This window comes from Heyndrickxia sp. FW510-T9 (assembly GCF_058781025.1).
This window is the reverse complement of sequence record NZ_JBYSWK010000013.1, coordinates 26,118-43,805: the sequence shown is the minus strand read 5'-3', so window position 1 is coordinate 43,805 and position 17,688 is coordinate 26,118. Positions and strand designations below refer to the sequence as shown.

Genomic DNA, 17,688 nt, shown 5'->3' with positions numbered 1-17,688 from the left:
TCACATGAAAACTATATTTTCAGGTATACAGCCTAGCGGTACGATAACCCTTGGCAACTATATTGGGGCATTAAAACAATTTGTTGAATTACAAGAAGAGTATAATTGCTATTTTTGCATCGTAGACGAGCATGCTATTACCGTCCCACAAGATCGTTTAAACCTAAGAAAAAACATCAAAAGTCTAGCTGCTTTGTATTTGGCAGTTGGAATAGACCCGAATAAGGTCACACTTTTTATTCAATCAGAAGTACCTGCACATGCTCAAGCAGGCTGGATGCTTCAATGTGTTGCCTACATAGGTGAGCTGGAAAGAATGACACAATTTAAGGATAAATCAGCTGGAAAAGAAGCCGTTTCTGCAGGACTATTAACATATCCGCCGTTAATGGCTGCTGATATTCTCCTATACGGAACGGATTTAGTACCGGTCGGGGAAGATCAGAAGCAGCATATGGAATTAACGAGAGATTTAGCAGAAAGATTTAATAAAAAATATAATGACATATTCACTATTCCAGAGGTGAGCATACCGAAAGTAGGAGCAAGAATCATGTCATTACAGGATCCAATGAAGAAAATGAGCAAATCGGACCCAAATACAAAAGCATTTATTTCCATACTTGATGATGCTAAAACAATTGAAAAGAAGATTAAAAGCTCTGTTACGGATTCTGAAGGCAATGTTAAATACGATAAGGAAAATAAAGCTGGTATTTCAAATCTTCTTTCTATCTACTCTATCTTAAGTGGTCTGTCTATTAACGAAATAGAAGAAAAATATGTTGGTAAAGGATATGGTGATTTTAAGTCTGACTTGGCAAACGTAGTAATCGAAGCATTAACACCTATTCAAGAAAAATATTATTCGTTAATAGATTCAAAGGAATTGGACGATATTTTGGATATGGGTGCTGTGAAAGCAAATGCTACGGCAAATAAAATGCTTAAGAAAATGGAAAATGCTATGGGGCTCGGCAGAAAACGGTAAGTAAAAGAACCATTGCAGCATTATTGATTTAAACCGAAAATAGTAAAAAAAAGAACTGGGGCTCCAGTTCTTTTCTTTTTCCCTCACATTAGTTCACTCTTAGATCCATTCTCCATCTCCCAAAGCTTTTCAAAAAAAGGTTGTCCTTTTATAAGATTTTCACATAGATTTGCATGCTTTTCTGACCATCCGTTTTTTACCTCTGTAAAAAGTCTCTCCCAAACTGATTCAAATTTCATATCTTGTATTTCTTGATAACATTCTGGTGCCCATTCCGTATACCAATAACGGATCTCTGCAGTATTTTTAGTAGAAAACAGCTGATCTAAAGCCATAAATAGCAGTTGCTTTAATTGTCTTTCCTTCCTTGTCAATCCATTCATTAATAATGGCTCTGGTGAAAGAATATGGTATCCCTTTTCATTTTTCTTTATTTCAAATTTATAAGCTATTGGTTCATGATCTTGAATCATATCATATACAAGCTGTTCTTGCCTTGGTATTAAACGGCTTTTTCGAATTGGTATTTGATATCCGATCGTGTCCACTGCCATAATACCTTTACCATCCGTTACAACAAAACAATAATCAACCTGAATTCTTTCATGGTTTTTTCGCAAATATGCTTTTTGATAAATATCATTACGTAAGCCTTGAGGAAGCTCACCTAAATCATTTTCTATGTAATCAAATAATACAGATTCAATTAGTAAGAGCGGAACTTGATCTAATAGTTCAATAACATCATTACGACGCCACTCGTGAAAATGACAAACATTATATCCATTCTCTTCCCCTTCAAACCAATTCACCCATACATCATGAAGATACAGCATTTGATAACCCCTCGCTTCATAACTGTTTATCAAACAGTATAGGCAGCCATTAGTTAAATTATTCCTTTCACTATTATATTTGATAGTAAATGATAAATTTGCATGAAAAAACACAGTATGAATACTGTGCTTGAATTACTCTAAAAAACCGTCGATAAGAAATGAATCAGAAGGTATGGATAATGTTTTTTCAATAGAAAATGGATGGTCCTTTTTATACTCTGAAATGATTTTGTACCCAAGCGCATAGCCCATCATTCTTGGTACAAATTTTCTACCAAAAAGAAGATCATCATGCATCCAATTTCTTCTGTTAATGGTTAACCGTTCTTTAAAATCACTATTCCAAAAACGCTGTAATTGCCTTTCTGAATAGCCTCTAGTCCATTCGGCAAGGTATTTTACTCCACAATACTCTTCTACCGCTTGTTCGGCTAATCCTTCTAGTATCAATGAATCTAATAATGTGTAGTCTAGAGGTCTTTTTTTTAGTAAGTGCATCCTTGTAGCATGATGGTATTCATGGACAAAAAGTGCTTCTAATTCCTTTAGATCTGAGAGTGGGGAAAGAAATAAATAAAGAGTTTTTTCGAATGTAACACCAGATTTACCATTTGTTTGTCTCAAAAATGGACGATTTATTCCATTAATCGGGAAAATATAGACAGTTACCTCAGGTCCATTCCACAATTTACGGTATTTTTCATATATTTTATTTACTTTACTCCAGTACTCCCCTTCTTTTAGTGCTTCGAATATTTTTTTATTAACATACGAAGGCTGATACATTCCAAAGCTTTTTAAATATTGATAAAAACTTCGGTCACTATTTGCTTCAGTGCTTCCTCTAGCTTTTCCGCATAATTCTTCGGGATTATTAAAGGATTCATCTAACCATTTATCTGTTCTAACTACCCCATTTTTCAAACACCTCACTTATCCCTTACAGTATATGAATATAACTAAAAAAAAGAGATAGGCAGTAAAAACCTATCTCTTTTAGAAGTTCTATTTATTTTTCAAATTTCTTGAAAATAATGGTGGCATTATGACCGCCAAATCCAAGTGAATTACTCATGGCACTGGTAATTTCTTGCTTTCTCGCCTCATTTGGAATGTAATCTAAATCACATTCAGGATCTGGTGTTTCAATATTTATAGTTGGTGGTAGTATTCCATCTTTAATAGCTAAGACCGAGAATATCGCTTCCACTCCACCTGCTGCACCTAATAGGTGTCCAGTCATGGATTTTGTAGAACTAATCGGTAATTTATAAGCATGGTCACCAAATACAGTCTTTACCGCCATCGTTTCAAATTTATCGTTATATTCTGTACTAGTTCCATGGGCATTTATATAATCAATTTCCTCTGGGTTTAATCCAGCATCCTGAATAGCCATTTTCATCGCTCGGACACCACCTTCCCCACCAGGAGCAGGTGCTGTGATATGGTGTGCATCGCCTGTAGCTCCGTATCCAACTATTTCAGCATAGATTTTTGCACCACGTGCTAATGCATGCTCTAATTCTTCCAAAATAACAATCCCTGCGCCCTCACCGATAACAAAGCCATCACGGTTTAAATCAAATGGACGGCTTGCTGTATTTGGATCCGGATTATTGGAAAGTGCTGTATTTGCACAGAATCCAGCTACAGACATTCTTGTAATCGGAGCTTCGGCACCGCCCGTTACCATAACATCTGCATCACCGCGTTGAATCACTTTAAATGCATCACCAATAGAATTTGTACCTGTAGCACATGCAGTCACTGTACAAGAATTTATCCCTTTTGCACCAAGGAAAATAGACACTTGTCCTGCTGCCATGTCAGGAATTATCATAGGAACGAAAAATGGACTGACACGACGATATCCACGTTTTTGGAACATCTCAAATTGGTTTTCAAATGTTTCCATTCCACCAATTCCAGAACCAATCCAGACTCCAACACGGGAAGCATTCTCTTCATCTATCGTCAAATCCGCATCCTTCACAGCCATTGTAGACGCTGCAAGTGCATAATGCGTAAAACGGTCCATTTTTCTAGCTTCTTTTTTCTCAATATATTGTTCGATATCAAAATCTTTTACTTCAGCCGCAACCTTCGCAGGATAATCATCAGGATTTACCCTTGTTAACGGACCAACTCCTGATTTTCCTTCCAAAATGTTTTTCCAAGACGTCTCTACATCATTTCCTAGAGGAGTTACAGCTCCAAGTCCAGTTACAACAACACGTCGATTATTCATTTTATTCCATCTCCTTTTCATCAAAAACAAGAAGATTGTTTTTAAATGTTTAATTTAATAATTATTCTAATCTTCTTATTATCTTCCCCATCTTAAGGCAATCGCACCCCATGTAAGGCCGCCGCCAAAACCAACAAGTACTACTATATCATCTTCTTTAATTCTTCCATCCTCAACATCCTCCACAAGAGAAATAGGTATAGATGCGGAAGAGGTATTACCATATTTATGAACTGTTTTAGACATTTTTTCAATAGGAAGTTCCAAGCGTTGCCTAGAAGATTCCATAATACGAATGTTTGCTTGATGTGGAATAAGGAAATCTACATCCTCTTTCTTTAATCCAGCCTTCTCTATTACTTTAATACTAGATTCTCCCATTTGTCGAACAGCAAACTTAAATACTTCTCGACCATTCATATTAATATGCCCATGCTCATCTTCAAATAAATGCTTTGCACCAACACCTGCAGCACCTAAGTCAAATGATAGTATCCCTCTTCCTTCTGAAACGGGACCAATAATTGCCGCACCTGCACCATCACCAAATAGAACTGCTGTATTACGGTCTTCCCAATTTGTTATTTTGGAAAGCTTTTCAACCCCAATCACCAATACATGTTTATATGTATTAGTATCAATAAATTGCTTTGCCGTAACAACCCCATACATAAATCCTGAACATGCCGCGCTGATATCCATTGCTGCCGCATTCGTTGCACCAAGGCGATCTTGAAGGAGGCATGCGACAGATGGGAAAGGCATATCTGGCGTGACGGTACCTACTAAGATAAGATCAAGGTCTTCTGCGGTTAAGTTTGCATTTTCTAATGCCTTTAAGGCAGCTTCATATGCCATATCCGAAGTATTCATATCATCAGCAGCAATACGACGCTCTTCTATTCCAGTCCGCGTACGAATCCATTCATCTGAGGTGTCCACCATTTTTTCTAAGTCCAAATTCGTTAATACCTTATCTGGAGTATATTTACCAATTCCAATAATTCCAGCATTCATGTTGCCTTCCCTTCTTTCTGCAAAATAAAAATTTTTTCGTCTACACTATTTGTTATTCCATTTGGTTATTAGAATCGTTAAAAAAGTAGCAAGATAAACAAATCCGCTAGCCGATAGGCGCTGTAGCTAGACGTAGACAACTTTTTATAAAAGGTTATCCACTGTGTGAAATTTTATAATTTCCTAACGATAAACTAAGTATCAATTATTATGACCTGCTGCTAATTATAACAGGCTGACCTTTTTTTGTCACTTCATACGTTTAAGTAATGCTTCTTATACTTTGTTGCTTTTTTATACGAGAATCAAGGTAACAACCTTATTTAGGTTAATAAAGATTAAACTCTATAAGAAAAGATGCCCCGAAACCAAACTAGCCTAGGATTCATAACTATTGAAGAAAATCAACAGGTTAAAATCGCTTTTGGATTATAAGCAATAAATGTAAAAACAGCAATAAGTTACAATTATATGACAATCGTCTATTCTCCAATACCCAAATATGCATATCGTATCATGACAGGAGGTGTTCTATTGATGAATGAAGAAGAACTTAACCAGAATGGAGAGGAAATGGGACAACAACTGCAGCAAGATCAAAAACAAGAAAATAATACTCGACAAGTCCATCCATTCGATAATATGTTTTTTGGTAATAGGAATCGTCTAATGCGGAATGATAGTCAAAATCAAAGCCAGGGTGAAGCAAATCAACCCACTCCTTCGGATGGGTTGTTAGATAGTATTCTCAATAATAAACATTTAAGCAATGTAAATATCGATGAATTAATGACACATGTTGATCAATTGATCGTTTCTTTAAATGAATTAAAACCAATGTTTCAAAAAGTCTCCCCGTTGATTAAAAGTTTTATGCAGAAAGATAAAGACTAATACGCAATGCGTAGGCGCCTTGCATATCTGCGTACGGATGAGTGAAATTTGAAATGTAATTTCTCCGAGTTAAATTTGTACTCCCAATTTCACCTTCGTAGTCTTCGATGCAAGATTTAGGAAACACAGTGAGGTAGTTTACGTGCAGAAATTAGCTAGCCAAAGTCTAATAAAAAAATCAGCATCTATTAGCTGATTTTTTATCTTTACTTATGCTATTAAAAACAACAAAGTTTACAAAAAGAGCCTTTATTCATTGGTCTTTAATGCATCTTTTTTTCCTAATTCGTACGCTTCGTTCATTACATTCGTAAATAACTCCATAAAAGGGGACAACATTTCAAAAGACAACTCAATTCCTGCTTCATCCAGCTTTGCTTTTGCTTCAGGCAAGTATTTCATCGCTATTTGCATAAATTCCATCGATTTTTCTTGGTTCATTATGTACTATTCCTCCTGCAATATCGCCTAATTTTTTGCATTCGCAAAAACTATTTCCACTTTATTCTACCCTGCAACCCCCTTGTTGGGAAGAGTTATTCCTGAAATCGTTTGAAACACTCCAATTGTAAAGTTAATCCTTCCTGATAAGAATGCTTTTCTTTAACTGTCTTTATTTGTATATCACTATTTAGAAGATCGCTATTTGTCTCAGGTATAGAAAAGGTATCATCTAAATATTGGATACATTTCTTCCAAATATCTGAGTGAATATTTTTTAATAATATCCTTTGTTCATTTTCCGATTGTTTTGTTCCAGCTATAATTTGCTTTACAGCATCTTCAACGAAAATAGCATCATGTCGATCGTCGAGATAATCACTAGAAGGCTTACCTTCAATTAATTGCTGAAACAAATAAATGTTAGGTTGCCACGGACCATATAAAGTCGGTACATAAAATTCTACCAGTTTTATATTTCTTTTATTTTTCCGAAATACCTTTTCCAATTTAATCCTGTTCGTATCTGATAATGAATATTGATACTTGCTTGGATAAATGATGTTATACTCCGTAATTTTCTCTATTTGTAACAAATTATCAACCGTATATACAAAATCATCAATTTTATCAGGTGAAAGATGACATAGAAAATCAATAAAAGGGATAAAACAAACTGCCTCAGTATTTATTTCATCCCTTATTTCCTCTATTGTCACTTGCATTAAATTAGCATTTCTTCCGATTTCTAACCATTTTTCCTCATGTTTTCTTTCCAAATATTGTTCATTATCCATTATCAATACATTACAACCACGGTTTAAAAGTTCTTTACAAATCTCAAATCCAACAAAATGCTTTGCTCCACAAACGACTGCACTTTCCATTATATTCCCCCTTTCTCTCTATACTTGTATCGTATGCATCCATATCTTTTTCATGAATACTTACAATTCGTTTTCCTGTTCTTTTAAAAAAGCGATCAATTTATTAGTCATGTTATTCTGATGTTCTGTTAAAACAAAATGGTATTTTGATGGACGCTGACTCCTATCCCGCTGATCCATAATTTCTTTTAGGCTTTCAAATTGGTTTTTATAGCTGTTATTATCGATGCGTTGAAATACACATAAACCTTGCTTCATTTCTTTCAAATCTGATTCATGCTCATCCACGTATCCTTCAAATAATTCTGTTTTTTCTTGATTGAAGGCTATGTGCAATTCCCTTAATAATTTTTTGAAAAAGAATTTTCTCCTTTTCTCTTGATTGATATGTGTTTCTAGTGATATGCAAGGAGAGATTAGTACAAGGGAACGCAAATTTTCTTTTAGCAAAGGGATTAGTTTAATAGCTACTAATGCTCCCATTCCTTCCGCTATGACGTGAATTTTATTATTTAATATTTCTTGGCGGATAATGTACTGATACAAGCGAAATGTATGTTTAACCGCTGGGTCATTTCCCCAGTTTCGACCAAATAAATTGGAGTAAAAGACTAAATATCCTTCATTCTTAAAGGCACTTATCATCTTTTCCCTGCCTTTGTTTTCAAGCCAAAAACTTGTATTTTCATTTACAAAATGCTGTTGATCACCAATAATGAAAATAGCAAAGCCATTGGGCTTTTCGGGATAGTGAATCATACACCACTGCTGTTCAAATTGAAACGTTTCATTAAGCATAAAAATTTCTCCTCATTTGGTAATGATTTTTTGTCTTTTTTTCTTAACCATTGCTAAAAGGCATTTGTCATATTTCAATACAATGTATTCCACCGCTAAAAAAATGTAAGGAGAGAAGCCTATTTTTTCCTGAATTGGGCAAAAATTTAAAAAGTGCAAGTGTATTGCTCATCCGCTAGTCGATAGGCTCTGAAGCTAAACAAAATTAAACTCGTGAAATAATTTTTATGATGCAAAACTTATAATAATAATGGAACAATATAATAAACTTACTAGAAATTTCACTTTCTAAATGGAAGAAGCTATGATAAGATGTAACCGGATATATAAATTTACTATTAATATACATATTTTCTGCAGATTCGAGGTGTTATTAATGAAATATTTTTGGACTTTATTCTGGTCCTTCTTACTTGTTCAAATGCTAGCATATGTAGGAAGTTCTATGACGGATACTAACTATTCAATGGGTACTGCAGCGATTTTAGGTGTAGTTGTAGCCATCTTAATTTTTGTCGTTTCAGCCGTTATTCCAAATACACCGGCAACAGAAGAATAATTCAAATGTGGAAGCGCCGCTAGCCGATAGGCGCTGAAACTAGACGTAAAAATAACCTCGCCATTTGCGAGGTTATTTTTTTGACACTTCGATTTGATTATTTTCAAAACTTATTTTGATTGTTTCATATGGATGAACATGACCTGCAATAATTTCCCTTGCTAATTTTGTTTCAATATGATGTTGAATAAAGCGTTTTAACGGACGTGCACCATAGATTGGATCATAGGCGGAGCTTGCAATCCAACCCTTCGCTTCATCTGTAATTTCTAGGTTAATATATTGATCGCTAAGTCGCTTTTGTAGGTTTTCAATTAACTTAGAAACTATTCCTTTAATATCTTCCATAGATAATGACTTAAATAAAATAATATCATCAATTCTGTTTAAAAACTCAGGTCGGAAGGAAGCTCGAAGTTGTTTTAATACTTTATCCTTCGTACCCTCATCAATTTCATCTTCTATATTTTCTCTATCAAGCAAAAATGCAGATCCAATGTTGGAGGTCATAATGATAACAGTGTTTTTAAAATCAATCGTTCTTCCTTGTGAATCAGTAATTCGTCCATCGTCAAGCGCTTGTAATAATATATTAAAGACCTCTGGATGTGCCTTTTCAATTTCATCCATTAATACAACAGAATAAGGTTTTCTTCTGACGGCTTCTGTTAATTGACCGCCTTCCTCATATCCGACATATCCAGGGGGGGCACCTATAAGTCTGGATACAGCATGCTTTTCCATATATTCCGACATATCAATTCGAATCATTTGCTCTTCACTATCAAATAAAACTTGAGCTAATGCCTTAGCGAGCTCCGTTTTTCCGACACCAGTTGGTCCAAGGAAAATAAAGGAACCAATAGGCCGATTTGGATCTTTAATACCCGCTCTTGCTCTTAATACTGCATCGCTGACGGAACGTACTGCATCATCCTGTCCAATAACCCTTTCATGTAAAATACTTTCGAGTTTTAACAGCTTTTCCCGTTCCCCCTCCACTAATTTTGAAACAGGAATGCCCGTCCACCTTGCTACAATATCAGCAATCTCATCTTCGGTGACTTCCTCACGTATTAGCTTATTCTCCCCTTTATGATCAGCAAGCGTTCCTTCTAAGTCCTTAAGTTCTTTTTCTAAAGCAGGTATTTTTCCGTGGCGTAATTCTGCTGCTTTATTTAAGTCATATTCATTTTCCGCTTCTTCCAGCTTCCTTCTCATTTTCTCAAGTTGCTCGCGTTTTTCCTGAATGGTCTGTAGTTCATTTTTTTCAGCCTGCCATTTTGCTTTCATTCCACTTGCTTTTTCTTTAAAATCTGCAAGTTCTTTTTGCAATATTCCTAGACGTTCTTTGCTCGCTTCATCTGATTCCTTTTTTAATGCAGCTTCTTCAATTTCCAGTTGCATAACACGTCTTGTTACCTCATCGAGTTCACTGGGCATGGAGTCAATTTCGACCCGAATGGTTGCGCATGCCTCATCTACAAGATCAATTGCTTTGTCTGGTAAAAAGCGATCGGTGATATAGCGATTGGAGAGAGTAGCGGCCGCAACTAATGCACGGTCATGAATATTGACACCGTGATGAATTTCGAATCTTTCTTTCAGACCACGCAAAATAGAAACTGTATCTTCCAACGTTGGCTCCTGAACAAGCACCTGTTGAAATCTTCTTTCTAAGGCAGGGTCTTTTTCAATATATTTGCGGTATTCATCAAGTGTTGTCGCACCAATACAATGCAGTTCTCCTCTTGCAAGCATCGGTTTCAACATATTCCCTGCATCCATCGCACCTTCCGTTTTTCCTGCACCAACTATGGTATGTATTTCATCAATAAATAAGAGAATTTTCCCCTCACTTTTTTTAATTTCCTGAAGAACTGCCTTAAGTCTTTCTTCAAATTCTCCGCGAAATTTCGCACCAGCAATAAGTGATCCCATATCTAAGGCAAATATCGTTTTATCCTTTAAGCCTTCCGGTACATCCTTTCTAACAATACGCTGTGCCAAGCCTTCCACAATCGCCGTTTTTCCAACTCCAGGCTCCCCGATTAAAACAGGATTATTTTTCGTTTTTCTAGATAAAATTCGAATAACGTTACGAATTTCGCTGTCCCTACCAATTACTGGGTCAATTTTCCCTTCCTTTACAGCTGCTACTAAGTCTCGTCCATACTTTTTTAAAGTATCGTACGTTGCTTCTGGATTTTGTGATGTCACCTTTTGATTCCCCCTTATTTGCATGATTTCCGTAAGTAATTTATCTCTCGTAATTTGTTTATTTATTAAAAAGCTGGAGATCTCATTATGCTGTTGTGTGGTTAACCCAAGAATTAAATGTTCCACTGAAATATATTCATCTTCGAGCTTTGATGCTTCTTTGTCAGCATCAAGAAAAAGCTTTTGCATGTTCGCGGAAATATATTGGCCACCGGAACTGGTGCCAGACACTTGTGTTTTTTTCATTAATACATCGTTTATGATGGATTCCAATTCTTGTTTGGCAATGCCAACTCTCTCGTAAATGCTAACTAACAAACTATCCGGCTTTTCGGTTAGTGATTTCCATAAATGGACAATATCTACCTCCGGATTCTGCAAAGTGGTTGTAATTTGCCCAGCTTCTGCTAAGCCTTCCTGTACAGAAAAAGTCATTTTATTGATATCCACTTCATCATCACCTCAAGTGTGAATAATATTAAGACTATTTTATGCTACAAATTACCAAAGAGCAAAATTGGGCTAATGTTTGTTGTTTTATAAGGAATTAGTAATTTTATTTCGGTAAAATTACACATTAATTAAGCGAAATATTATTAATTCAGGCACTTCTGCAATTAATTCAGTCATAACTAAAAATAATTCAGGCATTTCTCAGAATAATTCAGACACTTCTCAAAATAATTCAGTCAAACACGATAATCCATAGAAAAAGCCATCCAAATTAGGATGGCTTAAGGTTTGCGCCTATATGTCCAATGACGCTCGTCATTTGAGGTTTCAGGGAAATGATCTCCCGCATTTAATTTGACACTCTTTGGGTTAATCACCATACTCCCATTTTCACCAACTTCTACATACACTCCATTGTTTGGCGCTTTATCTCCGGAATGAAATCTGCGACGTTGTCCCATATGGTCCCCTCCTGTTCAGGTAGCGTCAATAATATTTTGCGTTATTTCAGGACGGACATAAGTGGATAATTTACCCAAATCAACTAATACCTAATGCAATTTTTGCATAGCGTGAAAGGCGATCCTTTGTCCAAGGCGGATTCCAGACAATATTTACTTCCGTATCTTTCACTTCTGGTAAATCACGCAAGGCAGTTTGTACTTGATCTACAATAACTCCTGCAAGCGGACATCCCATAGCGGTTAAAGTCATTGTAACCGTTACTTTTCCTGCATCATCTATATCTAAATCATATACAAGTCCAAGATTGACAATATCTATTCCTAGTTCTGGGTCAATAACTTGTTCCAGAGCACCAAATATACTTTCTTTAAGTTCCTCATCCATTCCAATTCACTCCTTTATTTATTTAATTAATCATAACAAACTTAAAAGAAAAAACGAAATAAAGACACTTTACATCCAACTCTCAAACCAATCAACTGTTCTTAGTAAACCCTCTCTAGAAACTTTATGTCCCGCCTTTTTATCGGTTATAAATTCTAAACGTTCAGGAGCATTTAGGTAAAGGGCTTGAATCTTTTTATAAAAATTATATGTAGGTTGATATGGAACCATGTTATCATTTACACCGTGCCAGAATAAAATAGGACGCATCTTCAATAATTGTGGTTGTTTACTTAAATCATATTTATGCAAAAATGTAATCTGCTCATCCAATTGTCGATCTGTCAGAGGTATTTTAACACCACTATTTTGTAATTGCTCTATTTGACTAAGTGCAAATTCCTCATAATTTGGACTACCCATCAAAATAACAGCCGCTTTAATCCACGGATATTTGGTTAGTGCTCCACTAGTAATGATTCCTCCCATTGAGGTTCCGACCAAGCCAATTCTTTCTGGGTCTGTCAATTCATTATCCACATAATAATCCTTGATTTTCTCTATTTCTTCTATTGTCTGTAAAATCATGTCCCAAAATTTTAACATCATTTCCATTTTAGTGATCTCTATTTTTCTTTCCCCGTGGTGCATTATCTCCGGTAATACTACGCGAAATCCTTTTTCAGCCAATAAATACGCATAGTGGAGATTATGTTCCTTAGCGGATTCAAAACCATGGATAAAAATAATAAGAGGTATCTTTTCTTTATATAAATGATTCTTAATAACATGCAAAACCGGAATATCATCAATGTTCTCTTTATGTATTTGAATCACAAAACGCTCCTCCTGACACATATTCCTTCAAATTATCAATATTATTTAGTATATTGAAATTACAACTTTATTTTTACAATGTCAGTGTATCAAATTTACTTGACTATTCCTACGAATTTGATTCAGCAAAGGAGAAATGAAATGCCACAACCGTACCTAATTTCTTTAGACTTAGATGGAACATTATTAACTGATGAAAAAAATATATCTGATAGAAATCTTCGTACCCTAACTAATCTACAGCAGCAGGGGCATATCGTGATGATTTCTACTGGAAGACCGTTTCGTTCTAGTAAAAGATACTACCAAGAATTAAACTTAAATTCCCCAATTGTAAATTTTAACGGTGCATTTGTCCATCACCCATTAGAAGCAAGATGGGGCATGTACCACGAACCAATAGGTTTAGATGTGGCAAAAAATATCGTTGATACATGTCACCAATATAATATCCATAATATTATTGCGGAAGTATTAGATAATGTTTACTTTCATTATCATGATGAAAAATTATTGGAAGTTTTCCATCATGAAAGTCCGAAAATAACTACAGGAAACTTATTAAATTTCTTACAAGATAATCCTACTTCTTTATTAATTCATGCGGATGAAAAAGATGTACCAATGATTCGCCAGCATTTATCCGATGTTCATGCAGAGGTAATTGATCATAGACGCTGGGGTGCTCCATGGCATATTATTGAGATTGTTAAATATGGATTAAGTAAAGCAAGCGGAATTGAACGCGTAGCAAATTACTATAACATTCCACGTGAGAATATTATTGCCTTTGGTGATGAAGATAATGATTTTGAAATGATTGATTATGCCGGCGTGGGAGTAGCAATGGGTAATGCGATAAATCCGCTGAAAGATATAGCAAATCATGTAACATTAACGAATATGGAGGATGGAGTTTCCGTATTCTTGGAAGAATATTTCAAGATCAAATAGATAAGAATCTTCATTATTTTACCAGACTTGAAGGTAATATGAAGTCCATACTATTTAAAGAACGGATCTTCATTCGTTTAATTCTAGCGAAGGACGGTGTTTCGTTTGGGTAAAAGAAACAAATCGAAACGTTTTGTTCAGCAAGGAAAAGATGCAGTGTCAAAGCATGATGAGCGCTTTCCATACCGATCCACATATGCTGAAGCAGAAGAACGTCAGCTAGAGTTCATGAAAGAATCGTCATTAGGAGGAGCAGAATAATGGGAAATAAATTATTTCAACAAGCAAGATTTTTTGTTGAAAGAGCAAAAGGTTCTCCTAGTGATGAGCAAGCTATGCAAAAAGCCAAGAATGCACTTTCCTCCGCATTCGCTAATTCTACAATTGCCGAGCAAAATCAATTACGCGAGATGCAAATTGAGTTAGATCAATTGAAATAGCTGCCAGTTGGCAGCTATTTTTTTAAGCTTTGGACAAATATCGGCTCATCTTTAGAATTATAAATAGAAAAAATCAGCGTTTCGTTCTGAGTTACTATTTCATCCGGAAGCAGAAGCGAAATTTGAAATGTATTTGTATCACTCGCAAATGGAATGGCTTTTTTCCCAATCAAAATACGATGCCCATCATCCACTGTATAATAATACTTTTCCTTAGAAGAGTCCCTAACTCCAGTAATAACGTATTTTCCTCCACTTCCTTCGATCTGTATACTGTGTAAGGAAGGAACGGTAAAATCTTGTTTTGCAATCAATTGCTGTGTCCTTGGCATCCCATTAATTTTAGTAGGTAACAGTTGTGCAATGAAGGTGTATGTACCAGGTGAAATTCGTTTTCCATTACTTTGATAATCCCAATGAATGGTCCAACGTTTTTCCTCTCCACTAGCAAGATTTACATATTGAAATGCTTGTAAATAAAATCTCCCTTTACTAAATCGGAAAACTTCTCTGTTTTTGTCCATTATTGAATAATCGTATAATTTACTTGTTGGAAATTCCAGATGTACTGGACGTTCAGAAATATTTCGAACAATTAATGTAATTTCCAGCTGATCTGCATATGGTCTAAGTTTAGCATCCCATGATACCACCCCTATATCATCCTCCCCTGTGGCATAAGCTAATTTAGGAAAAAGAAGCATTATCAAAAAAAGAAAACCATAGTATTTTTTCATTAAGTGATCTCCTTTCCAAAACTGGAAAAATCTCACCTAATAGTATATTCTATTCAACTTGAAATTAATCCTTTCTGAAAAAACCATATACTCCTGCCGTCTGCACAACATTAGTAAAAGCATTTGGATCAATCGTCCTTATGATATGCTCCATTTCATACAATTCATATCGAGTAATAACGATCATTAACATTTCCTTTGTTTCATTCGAAAATGCTCCCTTAGCAGGAATTAAGGTTATTCCCCGTACTAGCTTTGCATGTATGGCCTGCTTCATCTCATTAGACATTTTTGTAATAATCATGACCGTTAGCTTTTGATGACGCGTATGAATGGCATCTATAACCCTTGTCGATGCATATAATGAGACAAGGGTATAGAGTGCTTTGTCCCACCCAAATAAATATCCTGTTGTTAAAATAATTACTGCATTTAAGGCAAAATAATAGACTCCAACTGGTTTGTCCTTCATACGCGATAGAACCATCGCAATTATATCTAATCCACCAGTCGATGCTCCAAATTTCAAAGTAATTCCGACACCAACTGCTAGCAGAACTCCACCGAATACAGCATATAATAGAATATCGCCTGAGGCTTTATGGACAGGAATAATTTCTAAAAAAGCCGACATTAATACTACTGACACAAAGCTATATAATGTAAATAACTTTCCTACCTTCACCCACCCTAGGATCGCTACTGGAATATTTAATATTAGTAATAGTAATCCTGTGGAAACATTTATAGGTGTGTATTGAGTAAAAATATTGGATAAAAGCTGGGCGGCCCCTGTAAAACCACTTGCGTAAACATTCGCTGGCTTTAAAAAATAGTTCATGGCAAATGCATTTAATATGGCTCCAACTAAGACGACGATTATTTTTTTACCATGCTCCAATAAAAGTTCTTTCTTCATAAACACCCCTCCTTATTATTATTATTCTCTATATCCGTAATAACGAAACTTCATACCAAAAATGATTGTGAATTTTAGGTAAAATAGATAGAATAAAAGAAATAAAAAACGAAAGCATAGGTGAATACGTATGACAGCTATTAAGTTGTTTGCTGATAGTGCTTGTGATTTACCAATAGAATTTTTTGAAGAAAATGATGTAACGTTAATTCCACTAAATGTTTATATGGATGAAAAAGAATATCTAGATATACAAACAATCAATCCGAAGCAGGTTTTTGATGGAATTCGTGCAGGAAAGGTTCCAAAAACCTCCCAGCCATCACCGGAGGTTTTTGAAAAGGTCTTCGTTGATCTTGCAAAATCAAAACAATCAGGGATTTACGTGGCTTTTTCTTCTGCATTATCAGGAACGTACCAAACAGCTGTAATGGTCCGTGAACAAGTAGTAGAAGAATATCCGGATTTAGATCTAACGATTATTGATTCAAAATGTGCTTCAGTAGGTTACGGTCTCGTTGTAATGAATGCTGTTAGCATGTTAAAGGCAAATGCCTCTCAAGAGGAAATTATTAAAGCAACACTTTTTAATAGTGAACATATGGAACATTTATTTACGGTAGATGACCTGGATTATCTTGCAAAAGGCGGAAGATTATCGAAAGCCTCTGCTTTTTTAGGTGGACTATTAAATATAAAACCGCTTCTCCATGTCGAGGATGGAAAGCTTATACCGCTTGAAAAAATTAGAGGAAAGAAAAAATTACTCGGGCGAATGCTCGATATAATGCAAGAAAGAGGCGATCGACTGCAGAAGCAATGTATCGGGATTTGTCATGGTGATGACGAAGAAGCGGCTTTGAATTTAAAGAAATTAATCGAAGAGCGTTTTGGAGTAACTGACTTTTATATCAATATAATAGGATCTGCTGTAGGATCCCATGCTGGTCCGAGTACATTAGCTGTTTTCTTTTTGAATAAGCTCCGATAATTAATAAAATCCTCCTACCTTGGTAATATTAAGGATGACCAATTTGAAGGGGGAATTTCTTTCATGTCACACACATCCGACAATGATAAAAAAGCAAAGGATAATAATGCGTTAAGACACGAGAAAAATATGGAGCGAGAAAAAAATCGTAAAGCCGGAAAACATCAATATTCAAAGAAAACCGATCATTTGTAAGACAGGGAATTTTCCTTGTCTTTTTTTATTTTAAATTGTGGTTTATACCACCTATAAAGGACAATTGAACCATTTTTTACTAGGTGGTGACCTTTATTTTGGTTCTTAAGGACATCTTGACAACGATTCTGCTCGAAAGTGTCCTTTATACTGCTTCTTAAGGACAACCCGAACACTATTTTGCTCGAAGGTGTCCTTTATACTGCTTCTTAAGGACATCTCGACATCGATTCTGCTCGAAAGTGGCCTTTATAACGCTTCTTAAGGACATCTTGACAACGATTTTGCTCGAAAATGTCCTTTATACTGCTTCTTAAGGACAACTCGAACACTATTTTGCTCGAAAGTGTCCTTTATACTGCTTCTTAAGGACAACCCGAACACTATTTTGCTCGAAGGTGTCCTTTATACTGCTT

General features: G+C 35.5%; 21 protein-coding genes. 8 read left to right on the top strand and 13 right to left on the bottom strand.

Features of this window, described 5'->3' with window-relative positions; all coding sequences use genetic code 11:
• Positions 1–4 precede the first annotated feature (4 nt).
• Positions 5–991, top strand: coding sequence for a tryptophan--tRNA ligase (gene trpS / locus AC3WJF_RS09040; RefSeq protein WP_492451352.1), 987 nt, complete (start codon positions 5–7; stop codon positions 989–991).
• Positions 992–1,074: 83 nt separating this feature from the next.
• Here trpS and AC3WJF_RS09035 read toward each other — a convergent pair whose 3' ends face one another.
• From AC3WJF_RS09035 to AC3WJF_RS09020, 4 genes are all read right to left on the bottom strand, one after another.
• Complete coding sequence (locus tag AC3WJF_RS09035; RefSeq protein ID WP_492451350.1) at positions 1,075–1,827, bottom strand: YjbA family protein; 753 nt, start codon at positions 1,825–1,827, stop codon at positions 1,075–1,077.
• Between the two features lie 135 nt (positions 1,828–1,962).
• Positions 1,963–2,754, bottom strand: a complete 792-nt coding sequence (locus AC3WJF_RS09030; RefSeq protein WP_492451348.1) for a DUF2268 domain-containing putative Zn-dependent protease — start codon at positions 2,752–2,754, stop codon at positions 1,963–1,965.
• 85 nt (positions 2,755–2,839) lie between these two features.
• Complete coding sequence (gene fabF, locus AC3WJF_RS09025; RefSeq protein WP_492451347.1) at positions 2,840–4,081, bottom strand: beta-ketoacyl-ACP synthase II; 1,242 nt, start codon at positions 4,079–4,081, stop codon at positions 2,840–2,842.
• A 78-nt stretch (positions 4,082–4,159) separates the two neighbouring features.
• Positions 4,160–5,098 carry a beta-ketoacyl-ACP synthase III gene (locus tag AC3WJF_RS09020; RefSeq protein ID WP_492451346.1) on the bottom strand — a complete coding sequence of 313 codons (939 nt, stop codon included), beginning with the start codon at positions 5,096–5,098 and terminating at the stop codon, positions 4,160–4,162.
• A gap of 534 nt (positions 5,099–5,632) precedes the next feature.
• Here AC3WJF_RS09020 and AC3WJF_RS09015 point away from each other — a divergent pair.
• On the top strand, positions 5,633–5,992 hold the full coding sequence (locus tag AC3WJF_RS09015; RefSeq protein WP_492451344.1) for a hypothetical protein: 360 nt from the start codon (positions 5,633–5,635) through the stop codon (positions 5,990–5,992).
• Positions 5,993–6,241: 249 nt separating this feature from the next.
• On the opposite strand, the gene AC3WJF_RS09010 is transcribed toward AC3WJF_RS09015, so the two are convergent.
• From AC3WJF_RS09010 to AC3WJF_RS09000, 3 genes are all read right to left on the bottom strand, one after another.
• Positions 6,242–6,433 carry a ComZ family protein gene (locus AC3WJF_RS09010; protein ID WP_492451342.1) on the bottom strand — a complete coding sequence of 64 codons (192 nt, stop codon included), beginning with the start codon at positions 6,431–6,433 and terminating at the stop codon, positions 6,242–6,244.
• 95 nt (positions 6,434–6,528) lie between these two features.
• A complete protein-coding gene (locus AC3WJF_RS09005) occupies positions 6,529–7,320 on the bottom strand; it encodes a hypothetical protein (RefSeq protein ID WP_492451340.1) in 792 nt (263 codons plus the stop codon).
• Positions 7,321–7,380: 60 nt separating this feature from the next.
• Entirely contained in the window at positions 7,381–8,118 is a 738-nt protein-coding gene (locus tag AC3WJF_RS09000) for a hydrolase (RefSeq protein WP_492451338.1), read from the bottom strand.
• Between the two features lie 376 nt (positions 8,119–8,494).
• Between AC3WJF_RS09000 and AC3WJF_RS08995 the strand changes: the two genes are divergently transcribed.
• Complete coding sequence (locus AC3WJF_RS08995; protein ID WP_492451336.1) at positions 8,495–8,677, top strand: YjzD family protein; 183 nt, start codon at positions 8,495–8,497, stop codon at positions 8,675–8,677.
• Between the two features lie 72 nt (positions 8,678–8,749).
• Here AC3WJF_RS08995 and clpB read toward each other — a convergent pair whose 3' ends face one another.
• The 4 genes from clpB to AC3WJF_RS08975 all read right to left on the bottom strand — a co-directional run bounded on the left by clpB (position 8,750) and on the right by AC3WJF_RS08975 (position 13,036).
• The gene (gene clpB, locus AC3WJF_RS08990) at positions 8,750–11,347 is read right to left on the bottom strand and encodes an ATP-dependent chaperone ClpB (protein WP_492451334.1); all 2,598 of its coding nucleotides are present in this window, start codon (positions 11,345–11,347) and stop codon (positions 8,750–8,752) included.
• Positions 11,348–11,631: 284 nt separating this feature from the next.
• A complete protein-coding gene (locus AC3WJF_RS08985; protein WP_492451332.1) occupies positions 11,632–11,811 on the bottom strand; it encodes a YjzC family protein in 180 nt (59 codons plus the stop codon).
• A 79-nt stretch (positions 11,812–11,890) separates the two neighbouring features.
• Positions 11,891–12,199, bottom strand: a complete 309-nt coding sequence (locus AC3WJF_RS08980) for a metal-sulfur cluster assembly factor (RefSeq protein WP_492451331.1) — start codon at positions 12,197–12,199, stop codon at positions 11,891–11,893.
• 69 nt (positions 12,200–12,268) lie between these two features.
• A complete protein-coding gene (locus AC3WJF_RS08975; protein WP_492451329.1) occupies positions 12,269–13,036 on the bottom strand; it encodes an alpha/beta fold hydrolase in 768 nt (255 codons plus the stop codon).
• A gap of 141 nt (positions 13,037–13,177) precedes the next feature.
• On the opposite strand from AC3WJF_RS08975, the gene AC3WJF_RS08970 reads away from it, so the two are divergent.
• From AC3WJF_RS08970 to AC3WJF_RS08960, 3 genes are all read left to right on the top strand, one after another.
• Entirely contained in the window at positions 13,178–13,990 is an 813-nt protein-coding gene (locus AC3WJF_RS08970; protein WP_492451327.1) for a Cof-type HAD-IIB family hydrolase, read from the top strand.
• Positions 13,991–14,095: 105 nt separating this feature from the next.
• On the top strand, positions 14,096–14,251 hold the full coding sequence (locus tag AC3WJF_RS08965; RefSeq protein ID WP_492451325.1) for a hypothetical protein: 156 nt from the start codon (positions 14,096–14,098) through the stop codon (positions 14,249–14,251).
• The gene (locus AC3WJF_RS08960; RefSeq protein ID WP_492451323.1) at positions 14,251–14,430 is read left to right on the top strand and encodes a DUF3813 domain-containing protein; all 180 of its coding nucleotides are present in this window, start codon (positions 14,251–14,253) and stop codon (positions 14,428–14,430) included. The genes AC3WJF_RS08965 and AC3WJF_RS08960 overlap by 1 nt, the downstream gene beginning before the upstream one ends.
• Before the next feature lie 14 nt (positions 14,431–14,444).
• Here the strand turns inward: AC3WJF_RS08960 and AC3WJF_RS08955 are convergent, their stop codons facing one another.
• Both AC3WJF_RS08955 and AC3WJF_RS08950 read right to left on the bottom strand, forming a co-directional pair.
• A complete protein-coding gene (locus tag AC3WJF_RS08955) occupies positions 14,445–15,167 on the bottom strand; it encodes a BsuPI-related putative proteinase inhibitor (RefSeq protein WP_492451321.1) in 723 nt (240 codons plus the stop codon).
• Positions 15,168–15,231: 64 nt separating this feature from the next.
• Positions 15,232–16,086, bottom strand: coding sequence for a YitT family protein (locus AC3WJF_RS08950; RefSeq protein WP_492451319.1), 855 nt, complete (start codon positions 16,084–16,086; stop codon positions 15,232–15,234).
• A 130-nt stretch (positions 16,087–16,216) separates the two neighbouring features.
• Between AC3WJF_RS08950 and AC3WJF_RS08945 the strand changes: the two genes are divergently transcribed.
• Complete coding sequence (locus tag AC3WJF_RS08945) at positions 16,217–17,077, top strand: DegV family protein (RefSeq protein WP_492451317.1); 861 nt, start codon at positions 16,217–16,219, stop codon at positions 17,075–17,077.
• A gap of 63 nt (positions 17,078–17,140) precedes the next feature.
• Positions 17,141–17,272, top strand: a complete 132-nt coding sequence (locus AC3WJF_RS08940; protein ID WP_492451316.1) for a DUF3941 domain-containing protein — start codon at positions 17,141–17,143, stop codon at positions 17,270–17,272.
• The last annotated feature ends 416 nt before the right edge of the window (positions 17,273–17,688 follow it).